Raw genomic sequence first — 17,616 nt, 5'->3', positions numbered from 1 at the left:
TATAAGTCAGTACGCAATGATCTAAATCCGGACTCGGTAATCGGGTAAACTGACGATAGATAGAACGAGGAAAAATTATGCTGAATGATGAGTTGATTACCGCTTTGCTGAAAATCGCTGATGACGCCGGACAGGCGATTCTGGCTGTTTATGATGAGCCGGTTGAGCTGACAGTTAAAGCCGATGAATCGCCATTGACTCAGGCCGACAGAGCGTCACATCAGCTTATTGAACATCGTCTGCAAGCTTTAACACCACAGTGGCCGGTTGTTTCCGAGGAATCAGATGACAGTCTGAAAGCTCAGCGCCCCCGGTTTTCTGTCTACTGGCTGGTTGATCCGCTGGACGGGACGAAAGAGTTTATCAAACGCAACGGCGAGTTTACGGTCAATATCGCGCTGATTGTGGATGGTTGTGCTGTATTCGGTGTGGTCGGTGTTCCGGTGCAAAACAAATTGTACTGGGGTGGAAAAGAGTATGGTTGCTGGTTAAAAGATAGCTCGGGAACTGTTCGTCTGACCGGCACAGCTTCGAAACCGGCGCTGTTGCGTGTTGTTGGTAGCCGATCTCATGTGAATGCCGAAACAGCCGAATATCTGAAAAACCTGGGTGATCATGAATTGGTCTCGGTGGGCAGCTCGCTGAAGTTCTGTTTGCTGGCGGAGGGGAAGGCTGATCTTTATCCGCGTCTGGGACCCACCTGTGAATGGGATACTGCGGCAGCGCAGGCGGTACTGGAAGGGGCTGGTGGAAAAGTTGAAACGCTGGACGGACAACCGCTTCGTTACAGCAAGCCGGATATTCTGAACCCGTGGTTTGTTGCATCGGTTTAGCCAAAAACAAGGCATCCGAAGATGCCTTGTTTTTTAGAATACCTGTTTAAACGGTTTTATCGTTACGTTCTGATAAACACCGGCGGCTACATAAGGATCGGCATCTGCCCAGTTTTTTGCTGCTTCCAGAGAAGGGAATTCTGCAATCACTGTACTGCCGGTAAAGCCCGCTTCGCCCGGGTCTTCACAGTCGATTGCCGGGTTGGGGCCAGCGGTCAGCAATCTGCCTTCATCACGCAATATCTGTAAACGAGCCAGATGCGCCGGGCGGGCTTCCTTGCGCTGTGGCAGGCTATTAGCGACATCTTCAGAGTAGATCAAATACCACATAATTATTCCTTATCCTGTTGGTTATTGGTGGGCAGGTAACGGTAAATATAAATGCCGGTCAGCACAGTACTTACCAGCATCAGGCCCAGGACACCGAATACCTTGAAATCGACCCAGATCTCGGTTGGCAGATAAAATGCGATATATACGTTTAATGCACCAACCATCCAGAAAAACAGACCCCAGGAAAAGTTAATCCGGTTCCAGACTGCATCCGGCAAGGACATCTCTTTTCCTAACATTTTTTTAATCAGGGGTTTCCGGAACAGGAACTGACTGATCCATAAAGCAGAGCCGAAAGCGGCATACAGCACGGTCACTTTCCATTTAATGAAGGCTTCGTTATGGAAGAACAGTGTCATAGCACCAAAAACCAGTACTAACACTAAAGTGATCCAGTGACTGCGTTCCAGTTTTTTATACATAAACCAGACCACGATCATTTGCAGCAAAGTGGTTGCCATAAGGGCACCGGTAGCCGCGTAAATATCGTGTGATTTATATACAGTAAAGAAAATGATGAGAGGGATGAAATCGAGCAGCTGTTTCATGTTTTGTCTCGTTGTTAACAAACGGTGACAGTTTAACCAGTGTATCGGTGAATGAAAAGGAAAACCGCTGGGGAGAAACTCCCCCGTGGTAAGGGGGAGTTTAAGGGGGTATCAGCGCAGTGTTGCCGCTTTCATGTTCTTCACAAACTGGGTGAGCTTTTCCAGCATTGCTGCCGGGTCAGCCAGATTGTGTTCGATGATTTTGACAACTGCCGAGCCGGAGATGGCACCGGCAGCACCGGCAGCAATCGCCGCTTTTACCTGTTCCGGTTCACTGATACCAAAGCCCAGCAATGCTGGTGGCGCACCGAATTCTTTCAGCGCTTTCAGCAGATGATCCACCGGCATCTGCGCCCGTGTTTCGGCGCCGGTCACACCGGCACGGCTCAGCAGATAGGTGTAGCCGGAACTCAGTTCCGCCACACGTTTCAGCGTGTCATCATCGGCATTCGGCGGCGCAATATAAATGCTCTCAATACCGAACTGATCGGCTGCTGCTTTGAATGGTGCAGACATCTCTACCGGTACATCAGCAATCAGGACTGAATCCACACCAGCTGCTTTGGCTTTCTTAAAGAAATCCTCTGGTGTATGGGTGTAAACCAGATTGGCATACAGCAATAATCCGATTGGCAAATCAGGATATTTCGCGCGGATCCGGGACAGAATATCAAAGCAGATCGCGGTGGTTGTGTGTGAGTTCAGGGCACGCGTTGCCGCATCCTGAATCGTCGGACCATCCGCGACCGGATCGGAGAATGGAATGCCCAGTTCCAGCGCATCCGCGCCACCGGCAATCAGCGCTTCGATGATTTGTTCTGACTGAGCAGGATTCGGATCGCCAATCGTGATAAATGGGACAAAAGCTCCCTGATTAGCCGCATTCAGGCGTTCAAACAGTGCGGTATAACGGCTCATAACAGTGCTCCTTCACCTTCCAGCGCGTTGGCTACAGTAAATATGTCTTTATCTCCGCGACCGGACAGGTTCACGATCAGGATCTGTTCTTTTTCCGGTTCAGAACGCGCCATTTTCAGTGCATGCGCCAGGGCATGGGACGATTCCAGTGCCGGAATGATACCTTCACGGAGTGAAAGTTCCTGGAACGCATCCAGCGCTTCCTGATCGGTGACTGACGGATATTGGGCACGACCGATAGAGGACAGGTAGGCATGCTGAGGCCCTACCGACGGGAAGTCCAGACCGGCAGAAATAGAGTGGGATTCTTCAACCTGACCGTCTTCATCCTGCATCAGGAAAGAGACCATGCCCAAATAAATCCCTTTGCGCGCATGACCAATTGGTGCACCGTGTTTGCCGGTTTCGATACCATGTCCGGCTGGTTCAACACCGATCAGACGAACACCTTCTTCTTCGATGAAAGTCGCGAACATGCCGATAGCATTAGAACCACCACCGACACAGGCGACAACGGCATCCGGCAGACGGTCTTCGGCCTCCAGAATCTGCGCTTTGGCTTCTTCACCGATCATGCGCTGGAATTCGCGTACGATAGTCGGGAATGGATGCGGGCCGGCGGCGGTACCCAGAATGTAGTGAGTATCCTTGTAGTTGGCAGTCCAGTCACGCATCGCTTCGTTGCAGGCATCTTTCAGAGTTGAGGATCCAGCGTGAACCGGTACCACTTCAGCACCCATCAGACGCATACGGAAGACGTTTGGTTTCTGACGTTCACAATCCACCGCGCCCATATAAATGCGGCAAGGCAGATCCAGCAACGCACAGGCCAGTGCGGTAGCCACACCATGCTGACCGGCTCCGGTTTCAGCGATAATGCGGGTTTTGCCCATGCGTTTGGCCAGCAATGCCTGACCTAATACCTGGTTGGTTTTGTGCGCGCCGCCATGCAGCAGATCTTCGCGTTTCAGATAGATTTTGGTCTTGGTGCCTTTGGTCAGGTTCCGGCACAGTGTCAGTGGCGTCGGTCGGCCGGCATATTCTTTCAGCAGATGCTGGAATTCAGCCTGAAATTCCGGGTCATCCTTGGCATCAACAAACGCTTTTTCCAGTTCCAGCAGTACTGGCATCAGGATCTGGGGGGAGTACATCCCGCCAAATTCGCCAAAAAACGGGTCAAGTAAAGTCATTGCAATTCCTTTTTACAAAAATCAGTAATTACGCAGTGCTGCGAAAGCACGCTGGATTTTGTCAGCGTCTTTGACGCCGGGTGCACTTTCTACGCCTGAATTCAAATCAATACCGAGACAGCCAACTTTAACGGCTTCGGCAATATTGTCCGGATTGATTCCGCCGGCCAGCATCAGTTTTTCTTTGGACAGATTAGTCAGCAGAGACCAGTCAAAGCGCTGTCCGGTACCACCGCTCTGATTACCCACTTTAGTGTCGAGTAAAATACGGTCGACGGTGTAATTCAGATCCGGCAGCTCATCAGTCACCGCTACGGCTTTCCAGATCTGGCAGCCGGGGATGAGTGGACGCAACTGCTTGATAAAACTTTCGGATTCATCGCCATGTAATTGCACAGCGGTCAATTCCAATGTTTCCACCACAGACTGGATAGTTTCTTTGCTGGCATTGCGGAATACACCAACATAATTCAGCGGCGCGGCATCGGCAATGGCACCGGCCTGTGCCACGGAAACGCAGCGTGGACTGCCTTCAACAAAGATTAATCCGCCGAAGACAGCACCGGCAGCGTAAGCCGCTTTGGCATCTTCCGGCCGGGTCAGGCCACAGACTTTGTTCTGTCCCAGGATCAGTTTGCGGCAGGCCATGTCAACATCGGCCTCTTCCATCAGCGAGCTGCCGACCAAGAAGCCATTGGCATAGTGTGCCAGATCTTTGACCTGGGCATGATGATAGATGCCGGATTCGCAGATCACCACGCGATCTTTCGGCACCAATGGAGCCAGCTCGCGAGTGCGGTTCAGATCGATTTTCAGATCGCGCAGGTCGCGGTTGTTGATGCCAATCACTTCAGCGCCTAAGGCGATAGCGCGATTGATTTCCTCTTCGCTGATGGCTTCAGTCAGAACACCCATATTCAGTGATTTGGCAACGGCGGCCAGCTCGCGGTACTGCTCATCATTCAATACTGACAGCATCAGCAGAACGGCATCGGCCTGATGATGACGCGCCAGATAGATCTGATAAGGGTCGATGATGAAATCTTTGCACAATACCGGAACGGAAACTTCTTTGCGCACCTGTGGCAGGAAAGCAAAATCGCCCTGGAAGTATTTCTCATCCGTCAGCACGGAAATCGCGGAAGCATAGTTGCCGTAGATTTTCGCGATCGCCGATGGCGAAAAATCTTCACGGATGAGCCCTTTGGACGGAGATGCTTTTTTACACTCCAGAATAAAGGCCGTTTTGCCACGCAGCGCATTTACAAAGCTGCGATCACTTGGCACTAACGTGTTCTGAAAAGTGTCCAGCGGTTGCGCGGCTTTGCGGGCTGCAATCCAGCTCTCTTTATCAGCAACAATTTTACCCAGCACGGTCGAGGCGAGTGCCTGATTAAACAACATCCTGTTACTCCTTGTGACTCAATGCAGCGAGCTGATGGACTTTATCCAATGCGTCGCCGCTACGCAGGGTTTCCATGGCCATTTCTGCACCCTGTTCCAGGTTATCAACCAGACCGCCCATCATCAGCAAGGGTGCCAGGTTAATCGCAATCGCGGTTTGCTGAGCGTCGGTCCCTTTCCCGGCCAGTAATGCTTCGGTGATTTTCCGGTTTTCATCCGGAGTTCCGCCCTGGATGGATTCCAGCGTGTAATATTTCAGACCGAAATCATTCGGGGTCAGGGTGTAATAGCGGATTTTCCCGTCGTTGATCTCGGCGACCTGTGTCTCACCATGGACAGCGATTTCATCCAGACCGCTACCGTATGCCACCATCCCTTTCTTTAGACCCAGCGCCTGCAAGGTTTCAGCAATGGGTTCCAGCAACTCGGGAGAATACACACCCATCAGCTGATAGGTTGGACGGGCCGGGTTAATCAGCGGACCGAGTACGTTGAAAATGGTACGGGTTTTCAGTGCCTGGCGGACCGGCGCCGCAAAACGCATACCGCTGTGATAATGCGGTGCAAAAAGGAAGCAGATGTTGGCTTCATCCAGACAACGACGCGCTGTTTCCGGGCTCATATCCAGTTTGATACCCAGTTTTTCCAGTAAATCGGATGAACCGGTTTTGGAGGAAACACTGCGGTTGCCGTGCTTGGCAACTTTAATACCGCAGGTGGCACCAACAATGGCGGCCGTTGAGGAAATATTGATGGTGTACAGGCCGTCGCCACCGGTACCAACGATATCGCAGAACTCATAATCCGGGCGAGGGAACGGTTTGGCTGCCGCAATCAGGGCACGGGCAGCCCCTTCGATTTCCGACGGGCTTTCGCCTTTTACTTTCATCGCGGTGAGCAGTGAGGAAAGAACGATCGGATCCATCTCGCCACGTAATAATTCCCCGAACAGTTGTTCGGTCTGTTCAGCGGTGAGCGACTCACCCCGGTATAAACCTTCGAGAGAAACAGTCATTTACAAACCTCCGTGTCTGTAGATGTAATAAAGGCCAGGCTTTGTGTCAGCAGTTTAGCGCCATCGGTGGTCATAATCGATTCGGGATGGAACTGAAAGCCCAGTACACGGTCAGCGCGGTGCAGCACTGCCATCGGCATTTCCTGATAGCGGGCGATCACTTCCAGTTCATCCGGTACAGAGGTGGCGACCAGAGAATGATAACGCGCCACCGGTAACGGCTGATTCATACCGGCAAACATGTCCTGGCCGCTATGTTCGATTTTAGACACCTTGCCGTGTACAAATTCGCCGGCAGAACCGACAGTTCCACCATAATATTCGCAGATCGCCTGGTGACCGAGACAAATACCGATAATAGGCACCTTGCCACGGCATAGGCCGATCAGTTCGATCATGCAGCCTGCTTCATGCGGAGCACCCGGACCAGGGGAGAGCACCAGCACCGGATTATCGCTGCTTGCCATGATTTGATCGTAGATCTGCTGTGCCGGGAGATTGTTACGGTAAATTTTGACGGTATGGCCGAGGCTGCGGAACTGATCCACCAGGTTATAGGTAAACGAGTCGAAGTTATCCAGCAGGAAAATGGTATTAAGCATGGACTGTCTCCTTGTTTACCTGTGCGGCCTGCGTTGCCTGCGCGGTGATTTCGGCCAGCGTGGTGCCGTGTGCCAGAGCAATCGCATTCAGTACAGCAGCCGCTTTACCGCGGGTCTCATCGGCTTCAGCCTGTGGTTTGGAATCAAACACCACACCGGCTCCGGCCTGCACATAGGCAATGCCGTTTTTCACGAAAGCGGAGCGGATCACGATACAGGTATCCATATCGCCATCGCTGTTCAGATAACCAACGGCTCCACCATAGCTGCCCCGGCGTTTTTGTTCTACTTCGCGGATCAGCTCGGAAGCGCGGATTTTCGGTGCGCCAGTCAGCGTACCCATGTTCATGCAGGCCTGATAAGCGTGCAGCGCATCCAGATCATGACGCAGCGTGCCGACTACGCGGGAAACCAGATGCATCACATGGCTGTAGCGATCGACTTTCAGCAGATCTTTAACATAGCGGCTGCCTGGTTCACTGATGCGGGCAATATCATTACGCGCCAGATCCACCAGCATCATATGTTCAGCGGTTTCTTTGGTATCCTGACGCAGTTCCAGCTCTAAACGACCATCCAGATCCAGGTTAACCGAGCCATCGGCATTCAGACCACGACGACGGGTACCGGCAATCGGGTACATCTCTACCTGACGGCTCTTATGCTCGAATTTCACCGCGCTTTCCGGTGAGGCACCGAACAGTGTGAAATCCTGATCGTTCATATAGAACATATAAGGGCTTGGATTGGTGCGTTTCAGTTCGCGGTAAGCAATCAGGGGTTGCGGGCAAGGCAGACTAAAGCAGCGGGATGGCACTACTTGGAAGATGTCACCTTTCCGGATGTTGCCTTTCAGTTTTTCAACATCGGCACAGTAGGCTTTATCGCTTTTATCCACATTCAGCTGTGATGGCAGCGCTTCTTTTTTGGAAAGCGCACTCGGACGGAAATGGTTGCAGTACTCTTTCAGGCTGCCCAGACGGTGTTGCAGACGTGGCAGCTCATGCGCGCCGGATTCACCACCAAACAGGGCGGCCTGCAGATGAGTGGTCTTATGGATATGATCGATATGGATCAGCGTTTCCGCGACATAGAAGCAGAAATCCGGACAGGTGTTTTCGCTGTCAGCTACTTCCGGCAGACGCTCAAAATTGGCAATCAGATCGTAAGCAAAGATACCACCGAGGAACAGATTAACCGCATCGGCATCAATACTGTGGGTCAGCAGTGTGCGCAGACTGTCTAATACCGAGAGTGCTTTCAGACGACTGTCTTCGTCCTGAATACCGGTAATTTCAGGGAATGTCAGTTGTAACTGGTTGGCTTCGCGTTGTTTGGTGACGGTATCAGGCAGGGTGTTGGTCAGCAGATTCAGTACGGCTTCCCCGTTACTGTTCAGCGCGGTGGCGGTGACCACATGCCCCTGGCAAACCATGCGGACACAGGCATCGATCAGCAGCATGCTCTGGGTACCGGTTTTGGTGTCGATCTCGGCAGATTCCAGCAGCAGGCTGTTGTCAGCGGGTTCAGTCAGTTGGGTAAACAGTTCTAATGGATCAGCGACATAGTGGGCTTTTTCACGCAATGTGATGCGTTGTCCGGTTGGGAGAGATGGGCTCATTGTTGTACTCCCGCAATTGATAATTTCATGGCATTACTCCTTTAGACAAAAATTCATGGTTAACCGTGCGTTAATCAGATCTTTTGCCATCGCCATGTTTGCTTGTGTCGCTGAATCATTTGATCGTCCCTGTAATTTTTTGCGTATAAAAAAAAGACCCGCTATGCTAGCGGGCCTTTTTGGGAATTCTGTCTGCTTTATTTTTTGAAAATAGCCGAAACCCCACACCCGCTTTAAGGAGTGTGCCACCACCAACGAAAGGTTTGGGTCTGGTTGAAGGTCATTTTCAAAATCCAAGTTCAGTTAAAGTGGTTACAGTTAAACTATATTGACGACTCGTTGTCAAGCTCCTTTTACGATTGAACCACGAGAACATGAATGCGAATAGATTTACACAGCCATTCCACCTGCTCTGATGGCAAGCTGTCACCGGCTGAGCTGGTTGCCCGCGCCGTTGAAAAAGAGGTGGATGTGCTCGCCCTGACCGACCATGACACGGTGGCTGGTATCGAACTGGCACGAACAGCCATTCATGAAAACAGTTTGCCGTTGTTTCTGGTGCCGGGTGTCGAGATTTCCTGTACCTGGGATGCCATCGAAGTGCATGTCGTCGGGCTTGATATTGATATTCATAATGAAGTGCTGACCGCTTTACTGGCCTGCCAGGAACAGGCAAGAACTGAACGTGGCATGGAGCTGGGGCGGCGTCTGGAGAAAAACCGAATCCCTGGCTGCTATGAAGGCGCATTGGCGCTGGCGGGTGAGGGCATGCTGACCCGTGCTCACTTTGCCCGCTATCTGGTGGAACAACAGCACTGCAAGTCGATGCAGAATGCGTTTGATCGTTATCTGGCGCGGGGCGCCCGTGCGTATGTGCCGCATAACTGGGCTTCAATCGCAGAGGTTGTTGCTGTGATTCATGCCGCTGGTGGCAAAGCGGTGCTGGCACATCCGGAGCGATATAAACTTTCTGCTAAGTGGCTGAAACGTCTTCTGGTATTATTTAAGGAAGCGGGTGGCGATGCCATCGAAGTGAGTTTATGTCAGCAAAGTCCGCACGAGCGGTCAACCTTGGGTCAGTATTGCCGGGATTATGGTTTGATGGCATCTGTTGGCTCAGATTTTCACGCACCGCTACCTTGGGTCGAGTTAGGTAAAAACCTATGGTTACCCAAGGATGTCGACCCCGTCTGGCATGCATTTTCTGCATTTCCTGACGTCCCAACAGGGGAGGAATTATGAGTCAGTATTTTGTTGTTCATCCGGTTAATCCACAAACACGTCTGATTAATCAGGCGGTCGGTATTCTGCGTCAGGGTGGGGTTATCGTTTACCCGACTGATTCCGGTTATGCGCTGGGCTGCATGATTGGCGAGAAAAATGCGCTGGAACGGATCTGCCGTATCCGTCATCTGGAAGGGGAACATAACTTCACCTTGCTGTGCAGCGATCTTTCCGAATTGTCGGAATATGCCCGGGTAGATAATGCCGCATTCCGGTTAATCAAAAATAATACGCCGGGCGCCTATACTTTTATTCTGAAAGCGACCAAAGAAGTGCCGCGTCGCCTGATGAACGAGAAAAAGAAAACCATTGGTATCCGTGTTCCGACCAATAAGATTGCCCGGGCTCTGATTGAAGAGCTGGGTGAACCATTAATGTCCAGCACCCTGATCCTGCCCGGTCAGGCGCTGGCAGAAGCTGATCCGGAAGTGATCCGTGAACAGCTGGAAAAAGTCGTTGATCTGATCATCGATGGCGGTACGCAAGGCGAACAGCCGACGACCGTGATCGATTTTTCAGAAGATGAGCCTAAAGTAGTACGCTTCGGTGCCGGTGATCCGGTACCGTTTGAATGATTGAGGCAAAGCATGAGCGAAAAACTGCAAAAAGTACTGGCTCGAGCGGGTGTTGGTTCCCGTCGTGAGATGGAGACAGTGATTAGTGAAGGTCGTGTCAGTGTGAACGGCAAAGTCGCCACACTGGGTGATCGTGTTGAAGCAAAAGATATTATCCGGGTGGATGGCCACCAGATCGCCGTTCCAACGGTCAATGATGTCATTTGCCGTGTGCTGGCGTATCACAAGCCGGAAGGCGAAATGTGTACCCGTCACGATCCGGAAGGTCGTCCGACGGTGTTCGAACGTCTGCCACGGATCAAGGATTCTCGCTGGGTGGCGGTCGGTCGTCTGGACGTGAACACCTCCGGTCTGCTGCTGTTCACGACCGATGGTGAACTGGCGAACCGTCTGATGCATCCAAGCCATGAGGTGGAACGTGAATACGCGGTGCGTGTGTTCGGTGAAGTGACCGAAGGCATGTTGCAGAAACTGCGTCATGGTGTGCAGCTGGAAGATGGTCCGGCGAAGTTTGACAAGATCGTCGCCATGGGTGGTGAAGGTCTGAACCAGTGGTTCAACGTGACCCTGTGTGAAGGTCGTAACCGCGAAGTGCGCCGTTTATGGGAATCACTGGATGTGCAGGTCAGCCGTCTGATGCGTGTCCGTTACGGTGACATCAAGCTGGAAAAAACGCTGCCACGCGGTGGTTGGGTAGAACTGCAACTGCCGCAGGTTAACTATCTGCGTAAGCTGGTGGGTCTGCCGCCGGAAGAACGCAGTAAAGTGTTTGCGGTGGATGATCGTAAGAGCCAGTTCAAACAGGCTGCGCAGATCCGCCGTGCGGTACGTCGTCACCGTGAGCGGGTGGTGTTGCAGGGCGATAATGCCGATGCAGAAACCGCCGTGTCAGCACCAGCGACTGCTCGGCCAAAAGTGCAACGCGCAGCCCCGGCAATCACCCGTGAGCGTGATGATGCCAAAGGCTGGGAAAATGCCCGTCAGCGTCTGCATGACGATGCACCGCGTAAAAAGGCGCGTCCGGCCGGTAATCGTCAGCGTGTTGGTAGCCGCCAGGGCAACAAAGCAGGTCGTTAAGCCATGAGTCAGACTAAACGTAAAGCGGTCGTGGTATTCAGTGGTGGGCAGGATAGCACTACCTGCCTGCTGTATGCCGTGCAGCAGTACGATGAAGTGCACGCGATTACCTTTGATTATGGTCAGCGTCATGCGCTGGAGATTGAGGTGGCGAAACAAATCGCCACTGATCTGAATCTGGCTGCGCATAAGGTGCTGGATGTCGGTCTGCTGAATGAGCTGGCGGTGTCGGCACTGACACGCGATGCCATTCCGGTCAGCAATGAGCTGCAGGAAAATGGCTTGCCGAATACCTTTGTGCCGGGCCGTAATATACTGTTCCTGACTCTGGCTGCAATTTATGCCTATCAGGTGGGTGCCGAGACGGTGATCACCGGTGTCTGCGAGACGGATTTCTCCGGTTATCCGGATTGCCGCGACGAGTTCGTCAAAGCGCTGAATAAAGCCTGCGTGCTGGGGATGGAGAAAAACATCCGTTTTGATACGCCGCTGATGTGGCTGAACAAAGCGGAAACCTGGGCGCTGGCGGATAAGATCGGCCGTCTGGATTATGTGCGCCAGAAAACCCTGACCTGCTATAACGGCATTATCGGTGATGGCTGTGGCGAGTGTCCGTCCTGCAAACTGCGTGCGAAAGGGTTGCATGATTATCAGCAGGCACCTGATGCTGTGATGGCCGCATTAAACAGTAAATTAAACTGATATTTCGTTGGAAATCAGATTAAAGAAGCCAGTTCTCTGCAGAAGAGGGCTGGCTTCTTCTTTTTCAGACGTTATACCCTTCCCGCTTGAAGTTGCAGCGGTGTTGGCTGCGTTCACTCGCCCCAATCACATAGTTTATCTATGTTCATGGGGTCTCATTCGCTTGCCGCCTACCTGCAACTCCAAGCTGTTTGGGTATATGATTTGTCGTCGTTTTTTCTTAAGGTAGATACATTATGCAGCAATTAGAAGGCGAAATTGTTCAGCAAGTCGCGGGATTAGTGAGTGGTGAACCGGATCTGATCGCCAATTTATCGAATGTCAGTGCGCTGCTGAATGACTATCTGGCAGATATCAACTGGGTTGGTTTTTACATCATGCGTGACGGCGAACTGGTACTCGGCCCGTTTCAGGGCAAAGTAGCCTGTATCCGCATTCCGGTTGGTCGCGGTGTTTGCGGCACTGCGGCAGCAACGAAGGCTACGCAGCGGATTGACGATGTGCATGCCTTCCCGGGGCATATCGCCTGTGATAGTGCGAGTAATTCGGAATTGGTGGTGCCGGTTATCGTCAACGATAACGTGGTGGCTGTGCTGGATATCGACAGCCCGAAACATGCCCGATTTACTGTTGAGGTGCAGCAGGAAATGGAAGCAGTTGTAAAAGTGCTGGAAGGCCTGAACTGGTAAAAAACAGACCAGCTTTAAAGCTGGTCTGTGTCTATGAAACTAACTAATTGCGATTCAGATTAGAAGTTTTCAGTGACGGTTGTTGTTCCGCTGACTGCAGGATCCTGAACCTGAACATCTTTAACCGGATCTGCCACTACAAGCGCATATCCGCTTGCATTGCCAGCTTCTGTCAGGAAGTCATCTGACGCATTACAGACTAACGCCAGCTTATAAGAACCAGCCTCAACGTAGTTGATCTGATAGCTGTAGACGTCGGTTGTCACATCATGAGATACCAGGGTGGAGAGAACAGGGCCGTTATGGTCTGTGTCGTAATCAATGCCCTGAAGAGCTGTGACATCTGCGGTGCTGTTATAAGCATACACACCCGCCTTGCTCAGGTCGCCATTACAGTTGGCGGTATTAGTGGCATCGACAGTACCTGAAATGGTGCTCAGTACGTCCACATCAATCAGGTCTACACCATTCGGTTTCAGCTTGTAATATGTTTCATGACCAGGCAACACCATGGCATGACGCAGGTTAAATTCCACCTGATAATCCAGTACACCTGCGACCGGTGCAGTAAAGGAGTGAAGTTTAACTTCGCTGCTAGGTACTTCTAAAGGCAGGATATTACCGTCTGCATCTTTAACGTATGAAGCAGGATACTTAGGATCTGCCCCTGTTGTTACGTCGAGATAAGAGGTGCGGCCATCTTCAACCTGTAAGCGTAACTGCTCATAGTGACCGCTAGGAATCACCGCACCGCTCAGCAGCGCATGTTTAGCGCCGTTCTGGTATTGCAGCAGGTCAAGATAGAAAAACGTCGGATGACCATTTTCGTCAGTCGGAATGGTATAGCCGTCAGGTAAACATCCATCGTTGTCGTCCGTGTCGATTAAGCTCAGTGGACCCCATGTTTTTTCATCGGTCACACCTTCCTGTTTCAGACTCAGACCACTGACAGCGATACAAACCTGCTGTGCCGAATCAACCGGCGCATCAGAAACAGCCAGATTCAACTGGGTTGTTCCTGAATCAGAGGATGAGCCGCCGCCACCGCCGCAACCAGCCAGCAACAGCAGCAGAGTAAATGCATAACCAGATTGATATTTCATTATTGATAACTCCCGTATGAGGTTTTTTAATAAATAGAGGATTCATTTTAACCTGACTTTACGTTTCTGTGGTAATCAGAGAAACAAAAGACAGAGACTTACAAATTATAGCACTGCAATTTATAACGAGATATTTGTCATAAGTGTGTCAATTCATCTGATAAATGTTACAAAAACGATTTATTTGACGTTATTTCAGAATGGCAGCTATCCAGGCTGAGGGGAAAGATCCGGAAATAGTAAAAATAGTGATTTATTAACCAGATAAGACTAAAGTTTGGATAGATATCATTCGTAATCCGGGAGTTGGTTATGTCTAATCTGGACAAACTGGAAATCGCAAGACTCGCTCTTGATTATCTTATTTCTATCCAGACCTCTGAAAATGCGACACACGCTTTGCGACGTCTTGAAGCTGAGGCGGAGAAAGGAGCGGATCCGGATACTTTCGGCGCGTTATACCGGATTATTTTTAAAGAAATAGAAGCAAGTGTTCTGTCCGGGAACGAGGATATTCAAAAGCCGGAAGATTAAAACCGTGGTGAAACACATTCAGAATGCGGTAGCTGACGCAGAGATGAAGTAATGTTATTATAAACAACTGTATATAAATACATTATTTAAGTTGTAGTTGTTATGATGGCAAAGACGCATCAGGCGTTTGCAGTATTCAGTGTGCTGATGGTCGATACCTATGTGCCAGGTTCTGTTGATAACATAGTTACGGCGAGTGTTCTGAGTATGCTGGGGGCGTTACAGCCCGATCTTGACTCTCCCCAAAGCTCGTTTGGTCGTTTAATCCCGCTGCTAAGTAAACCATTACATTCAATGCTGGGGCACCGGACTATTACACACAGTCTGCTCGCGGTTATTCTGCTGTATTCTGTCCTGACATCTTCTCCGCAATGGCATACCTGGGCTGATGCAATCTGTATTGGCTATTTCAGTCACATTATCGGAGATATGCTGATAGGTACTAACGGTGTTGCCCTGTTCTGGCCGTTAAAACAAAAGATCAGTCTGAATCCGTTACGTATGCAGGTGGCGGGAGCGGGTGAGTACCTGGTATTTAACCTGCTTGTTGGCGCAATCGTCATACAGGGCCTGACTCATTTTTACCCCTCGTTCGACCTGATGAGCCGGGCAGGTCCTATATTCACTATTTGTGTTGAACTGTACGCAAAAACAATTGGTCCGGTTATCGGAAGCTTAACTTTTAAGTATAGTTCATTATTCAATAAGTTATAAAATTCAGGCAAAAACAGGTTAAAAAAAGATCGTTTTTTGCCTTTACCCTTTCCCAAAAGCTTTGTTAGCATCGTCACAATTTCGCATGATACGGACGTCATGAATGGCCACTCATGTTGTTTGTGTTGGTCACATTTGATGCGGTGTCATGCTAACTGAGAGGGTCGCATTTTGATCCGTTCACCATCGAAAGCGCTCCCGAAACGGCAAACTCCGGGTAACCGGATGTACGCAAAGCCACAGGTCCTTTTGAATTCTCATCAGGACAGCTGGGCTACCGAAGGAGCTGTGTACTGACGTCTTTTTTGGGCGCTTTCGAGATTTTTTACTTGAAGGTACCTAAAAAATGAGATCTGTTCCGGCTTCTACGGCCAAGAGCCCAGGCCTGTCCGCACGGGCCATTCGGTTTATTCTGACCGCGATGTCTGCTATTGCGCTGAGTGTCGGTAGTGTTTCTGCTCAGACTGCGCCTGAGTCTCGTAATGATGTCGCTGTAGCGAACAGTGTCACAGACGGTACCTATGAAGCGATTTATGAAGACGGGGCTGATAAACACGCCCGGTTACGCCATTTTCTGGTAACTGATGACGGCCAGCGCCATGAGCTGCATCTGAATCAAAAAAATGTATCATCGTCCATCGCTACGGGCGCCAGAGTTCGCGTTCATGGCTCGCAAAAGGATGATGGCAGTATCGACCAGGATGCTGGCAGTATCCTGACTCTGGCTGCTGGGGCTACTACCGATGGTGGAAGTAATGGTGGCACACCCGGTGTGCTGGCTAATACCACCGGTGAACAGCGCACGCTGGTATTGATGGCGAACTTCCAGGAAAACCCGACGGAGCAACCGCTGACTACTGAGCAGGCCCGTTCGCTGATCTTTGGCCAGGTCAGTGACTTCTTCTATGAAAACTCCTACCAGAAAACCACATTGGCTGGCGATGTACAGGGGTGGTTTACACTACCATTATCTAACACAGTCTGCGATATGTATGCGGCAGGTAATGCGGCTGATCAGGCGGCGACTGCTGCCGGCATCAACCTTTCCTCTTATACGCGTATTGTCTATCTGTTCACCCAGACATCCTGTAATGTTTCCGGTATGGCGACTGTCGGCGGTCTGCCGTCACGTAGTTATATTAATGGTCAATTTACAGCAGACAATATTGCGCATGAAATGGGACATAATTTCGGCCTTTATCATGCCCATGCGCTGGATTGCCAGGGAGAAACTTTAGGCAATACTTGTTCAACGGTTGAATATGGTGATAGCTATGACACCATGGGAAACCCGGATTTTGGGCATTTCAATGCCTTTCAGAAATCACGATTAGGCTGGCTCGGACAAAATGCCGCCACTCCGGTGACAACAGTATCGGCAGATGGTAACTATGTCGTGGGCGTTTATGAAACCGCAGACAACGCAGCCAAGGCTATCAAGGTTCCCCGGGGTATCAATCCGCTGACAGGCAACCAAACCTGGTTCTATGTGGAGTACCGTCAATCCGTTGGTTTCGATAGCTTTCTCAGTAAACGGTCATACCGTCTTTACCGTAAGGATGTGACCAACGGCGTTGTTATTCATCTGGTTGAAGACAATGTACCTAACAGCAGTAATTTGCTGCATATGAACCTGGCTACACCGTTCAGAGATCTTTATGGTTTTACCGACTGGTTAGATCCGGCTTTACCTGTGGGTAGCAGTTATACCGACCCTGTTTCTGGTGTCACTATCTCCGCTGACTGGACTGATGGTTCTGCAGCCGGCATAAGTGTTAATTTCGGCTCACAGACATGTATTCCGGCTAAACCTGCTGTGAGTATTGCTCCGCTGCAGAGTGGCAGTGTTGCTGCGGGTACCAGTGTTAGCTATGACATAACTGTCAGCAACCAGGATAGCAGTCAATGTCCTGCAGCTTCCATCGATTTATCTTCAGTTGTGCCAAGTGGCTGGACAGGTAGTTTTGATACAGCTTCGCTGCAACTCAGTCCTGGTACTACCGGTAAGGCACGTTTGACGGTAACTTCAGCATCTACAGCTATAGAAGGTGGTTACACAATTAATATTTCTGCAGCTAATGGCAGTGCTCTTACAACAACCAGTACCAGCTACTCCGTTGCCAAGGCTAATCTGGCTCCTGTTGCTATAAATGACAATGTCTCTATGACAACGCTAGGCGCAGTCACTATTCCTGTGCTGTCTAATGACTACGATCCTGAGGGCAGTGTTATCAGGGTGGTTTCATTTAGCCAGGGAAGCAAGGGAAGTGTGAGTCTGAATACTGATGGCTCAATCAACTATGTACCGGCCAAGAGCTTTAAGGGGAGTGACAGTTTTAGCTATAGCATTTCAGATGGTCAGTCAACAGCGACGGCTACTGTTAATATTAGTCTGGTAGCGGCTTCATCTACGAGTACCAAAGGCCGTAAATAGCAAATGGTAACGGGCGATGATTTACATCGCCCGCCTTCTC

Annotated in this window: 18 protein-coding genes and 1 riboswitch; of the genes, 9 read left to right on the top strand and 9 right to left on the bottom strand. The window is 50.7% G+C overall.

Translation table 11 applies throughout. From position 1 onward, the window contains the following. The first annotated feature begins 77 nt into the window (after positions 1 to 77). Entirely contained in the window at positions 78 to 833 is a 756-nt protein-coding gene (gene cysQ, locus HNR75_RS11045; protein WP_188027028.1) for a 3'(2'),5'-bisphosphate nucleotidase CysQ, read from the top strand. Positions 834 to 866: 33 nt separating this feature from the next. Here cysQ and HNR75_RS11040 read toward each other — a convergent pair whose 3' ends face one another. The 8 genes from HNR75_RS11040 to HNR75_RS11005 all read right to left on the bottom strand — a co-directional run bounded on the left by HNR75_RS11040 (position 867) and on the right by HNR75_RS11005 (position 8,464). After that, complete coding sequence (locus HNR75_RS11040; RefSeq protein ID WP_188027027.1) at positions 867 to 1,163, bottom strand: YciI family protein; 297 nt, start codon at positions 1,161 to 1,163, stop codon at positions 867 to 869. A 2-nt stretch (positions 1,164 to 1,165) separates the two neighbouring features. Beyond that, positions 1,166 to 1,714 (bottom strand): septation protein A, encoded by a 549-nt coding sequence (locus HNR75_RS11035; protein WP_188027026.1) that lies wholly within the window; start codon positions 1,712 to 1,714, stop codon positions 1,166 to 1,168. A gap of 111 nt (positions 1,715 to 1,825) precedes the next feature. Continuing rightward, positions 1,826 to 2,632 carry a tryptophan synthase subunit alpha gene (gene trpA / locus HNR75_RS11030; RefSeq protein WP_188027025.1) on the bottom strand — a complete coding sequence of 269 codons (807 nt, stop codon included), beginning with the start codon at positions 2,630 to 2,632 and terminating at the stop codon, positions 1,826 to 1,828. After that, positions 2,629 to 3,822, bottom strand: a complete 1,194-nt coding sequence (gene trpB, locus HNR75_RS11025; RefSeq protein WP_188027024.1) for a tryptophan synthase subunit beta — start codon at positions 3,820 to 3,822, stop codon at positions 2,629 to 2,631. The genes trpA and trpB overlap by 4 nt, the downstream gene beginning before the upstream one ends. A 21-nt stretch (positions 3,823 to 3,843) precedes the next feature. Further along, positions 3,844 to 5,226, bottom strand: coding sequence for a bifunctional indole-3-glycerol-phosphate synthase TrpC/phosphoribosylanthranilate isomerase TrpF (gene trpCF / locus HNR75_RS11020; RefSeq protein ID WP_188027023.1), 1,383 nt, complete (start codon positions 5,224 to 5,226; stop codon positions 3,844 to 3,846). 4 nt (positions 5,227 to 5,230) lie between these two features. Next, a complete protein-coding gene (gene trpD / locus HNR75_RS11015) occupies positions 5,231 to 6,241 on the bottom strand; it encodes an anthranilate phosphoribosyltransferase (RefSeq protein WP_188027022.1) in 1,011 nt (336 codons plus the stop codon). Beyond that, positions 6,238 to 6,843 (bottom strand): aminodeoxychorismate/anthranilate synthase component II, encoded by a 606-nt coding sequence (locus tag HNR75_RS11010; protein WP_188027021.1) that lies wholly within the window; start codon positions 6,841 to 6,843, stop codon positions 6,238 to 6,240. The genes trpD and HNR75_RS11010 overlap by 4 nt, the downstream gene beginning before the upstream one ends. Beyond that, positions 6,836 to 8,464, bottom strand: a complete 1,629-nt coding sequence (locus HNR75_RS11005; RefSeq protein WP_188027020.1) for an anthranilate synthase component 1 — start codon at positions 8,462 to 8,464, stop codon at positions 6,836 to 6,838. The genes HNR75_RS11010 and HNR75_RS11005 overlap by 8 nt, the downstream gene beginning before the upstream one ends. 378 nt (positions 8,465 to 8,842) lie before the next feature. Between HNR75_RS11005 and rnm the strand changes: the two genes are divergently transcribed. The 5 genes from rnm to HNR75_RS10980 all read left to right on the top strand — a co-directional run bounded on the left by rnm (position 8,843) and on the right by HNR75_RS10980 (position 12,791). Then, on the top strand, positions 8,843 to 9,706 hold the full coding sequence (gene rnm / locus HNR75_RS11000) for an RNase RNM (protein ID WP_188027019.1): 864 nt from the start codon (positions 8,843 to 8,845) through the stop codon (positions 9,704 to 9,706). Beyond that, positions 9,703 to 10,323 (top strand): L-threonylcarbamoyladenylate synthase, encoded by a 621-nt coding sequence (locus HNR75_RS10995; protein ID WP_188027018.1) that lies wholly within the window; start codon positions 9,703 to 9,705, stop codon positions 10,321 to 10,323. Before rnm ends, HNR75_RS10995 begins: the two co-directional genes overlap by 4 nt. A 12-nt stretch (positions 10,324 to 10,335) precedes the next feature. Next, positions 10,336 to 11,400, top strand: a complete 1,065-nt coding sequence (rluB, locus tag HNR75_RS10990; RefSeq protein ID WP_188027017.1) for a 23S rRNA pseudouridine(2605) synthase RluB — start codon at positions 10,336 to 10,338, stop codon at positions 11,398 to 11,400. Between the two features lie 3 nt (positions 11,401 to 11,403). After that, complete coding sequence (queC, locus tag HNR75_RS10985) at positions 11,404 to 12,102, top strand: 7-cyano-7-deazaguanine synthase QueC (RefSeq protein WP_188027016.1); 699 nt, start codon at positions 11,404 to 11,406, stop codon at positions 12,100 to 12,102. 236 nt (positions 12,103 to 12,338) lie between these two features. Then, a complete protein-coding gene (locus tag HNR75_RS10980; protein WP_188027015.1) occupies positions 12,339 to 12,791 on the top strand; it encodes a GAF domain-containing protein in 453 nt (150 codons plus the stop codon). A 59-nt stretch (positions 12,792 to 12,850) separates the two neighbouring features. Here the strand turns inward: HNR75_RS10980 and HNR75_RS10975 are convergent, their stop codons facing one another. Next, entirely contained in the window at positions 12,851 to 13,894 is a 1,044-nt protein-coding gene (locus HNR75_RS10975; RefSeq protein ID WP_188027014.1) for a DUF4382 domain-containing protein, read from the bottom strand. Between the two features lie 312 nt (positions 13,895 to 14,206). On the opposite strand from HNR75_RS10975, the gene HNR75_RS10970 reads away from it, so the two are divergent. From HNR75_RS10970 to HNR75_RS10960, 3 genes are all read left to right on the top strand, one after another. Next, positions 14,207 to 14,428 carry a hypothetical protein gene (locus tag HNR75_RS10970; RefSeq protein WP_188027013.1) on the top strand — a complete coding sequence of 74 codons (222 nt, stop codon included), beginning with the start codon at positions 14,207 to 14,209 and terminating at the stop codon, positions 14,426 to 14,428. A 102-nt stretch (positions 14,429 to 14,530) separates the two neighbouring features. After that, positions 14,531 to 15,142 carry a metal-dependent hydrolase gene (locus tag HNR75_RS10965; RefSeq protein WP_188027012.1) on the top strand — a complete coding sequence of 204 codons (612 nt, stop codon included), beginning with the start codon at positions 14,531 to 14,533 and terminating at the stop codon, positions 15,140 to 15,142. Between the two features lie 195 nt (positions 15,143 to 15,337). After that, positions 15,338 to 15,424: riboswitch (cyclic di-GMP riboswitch) on the top strand. Positions 15,425 to 15,488: 64 nt separating this feature from the next. Then, positions 15,489 to 17,576, top strand: a complete 2,088-nt coding sequence (locus HNR75_RS10960) for an Ig-like domain-containing protein (RefSeq protein ID WP_188027011.1) — start codon at positions 15,489 to 15,491, stop codon at positions 17,574 to 17,576. The last annotated feature ends 40 nt before the right edge of the window (positions 17,577 to 17,616 follow it).

It is taken from the genome of Tolumonas osonensis, from assembly GCF_014202415.1.
GTDB classification, from domain to species: domain Bacteria; phylum Pseudomonadota; class Gammaproteobacteria; order Enterobacterales; family Aeromonadaceae; genus Tolumonas; species Tolumonas osonensis.
This window is presented reverse-complemented; position numbering and strand designations above follow the sequence as displayed.

Coding starts and splice junctions, on each gene's coding strand:
- rnm (WP_188027019.1), top strand. CDS start 8,843: ATGCGAATAGATTTACACAGCCATTCCACCTGCTCTGATGGCAAGCTG.
- cysQ (WP_188027028.1), top strand. CDS start 78: ATGCTGAATGATGAGTTGATTACCGCTTTGCTGAAAATCGCTGATGAC.
- HNR75_RS10980 (WP_188027015.1), top strand. CDS start 12,339: ATGCAGCAATTAGAAGGCGAAATTGTTCAGCAAGTCGCGGGATTAGTG.
- HNR75_RS11040 (WP_188027027.1), bottom strand. CDS start 1,163: ATGTGGTATTTGATCTACTCTGAAGATGTCGCTAATAGCCTGCCACAG.
- HNR75_RS11010 (WP_188027021.1), bottom strand. CDS start 6,843: ATGCTTAATACCATTTTCCTGCTGGATAACTTCGACTCGTTTACCTAT.
- trpB (WP_188027024.1), bottom strand. CDS start 3,822: ATGACTTTACTTGACCCGTTTTTTGGCGAATTTGGCGGGATGTACTCC.
- queC (WP_188027016.1), top strand. CDS start 11,404: ATGAGTCAGACTAAACGTAAAGCGGTCGTGGTATTCAGTGGTGGGCAG.
- HNR75_RS10960 (WP_188027011.1), top strand. CDS start 15,489: ATGAGATCTGTTCCGGCTTCTACGGCCAAGAGCCCAGGCCTGTCCGCA.
- HNR75_RS10975 (WP_188027014.1), bottom strand. CDS start 13,894: ATGAAATATCAATCTGGTTATGCATTTACTCTGCTGCTGTTGCTGGCT.
- trpCF (WP_188027023.1), bottom strand. CDS start 5,226: ATGTTGTTTAATCAGGCACTCGCCTCGACCGTGCTGGGTAAAATTGTT.
- HNR75_RS10965 (WP_188027012.1), top strand. CDS start 14,531: ATGATGGCAAAGACGCATCAGGCGTTTGCAGTATTCAGTGTGCTGATG.
- HNR75_RS10970 (WP_188027013.1), top strand. CDS start 14,207: ATGTCTAATCTGGACAAACTGGAAATCGCAAGACTCGCTCTTGATTAT.
- trpD (WP_188027022.1), bottom strand. CDS start 6,241: ATGACTGTTTCTCTCGAAGGTTTATACCGGGGTGAGTCGCTCACCGCT.
- rluB (WP_188027017.1), top strand. CDS start 10,336: ATGAGCGAAAAACTGCAAAAAGTACTGGCTCGAGCGGGTGTTGGTTCC.
- trpA (WP_188027025.1), bottom strand. CDS start 2,632: ATGAGCCGTTATACCGCACTGTTTGAACGCCTGAATGCGGCTAATCAG.
- HNR75_RS11035 (WP_188027026.1), bottom strand. CDS start 1,714: ATGAAACAGCTGCTCGATTTCATCCCTCTCATCATTTTCTTTACTGTA.
- HNR75_RS11005 (WP_188027020.1), bottom strand. CDS start 8,464: ATGAGCCCATCTCTCCCAACCGGACAACGCATCACATTGCGTGAAAAA.
- HNR75_RS10995 (WP_188027018.1), top strand. CDS start 9,703: ATGAGTCAGTATTTTGTTGTTCATCCGGTTAATCCACAAACACGTCTG.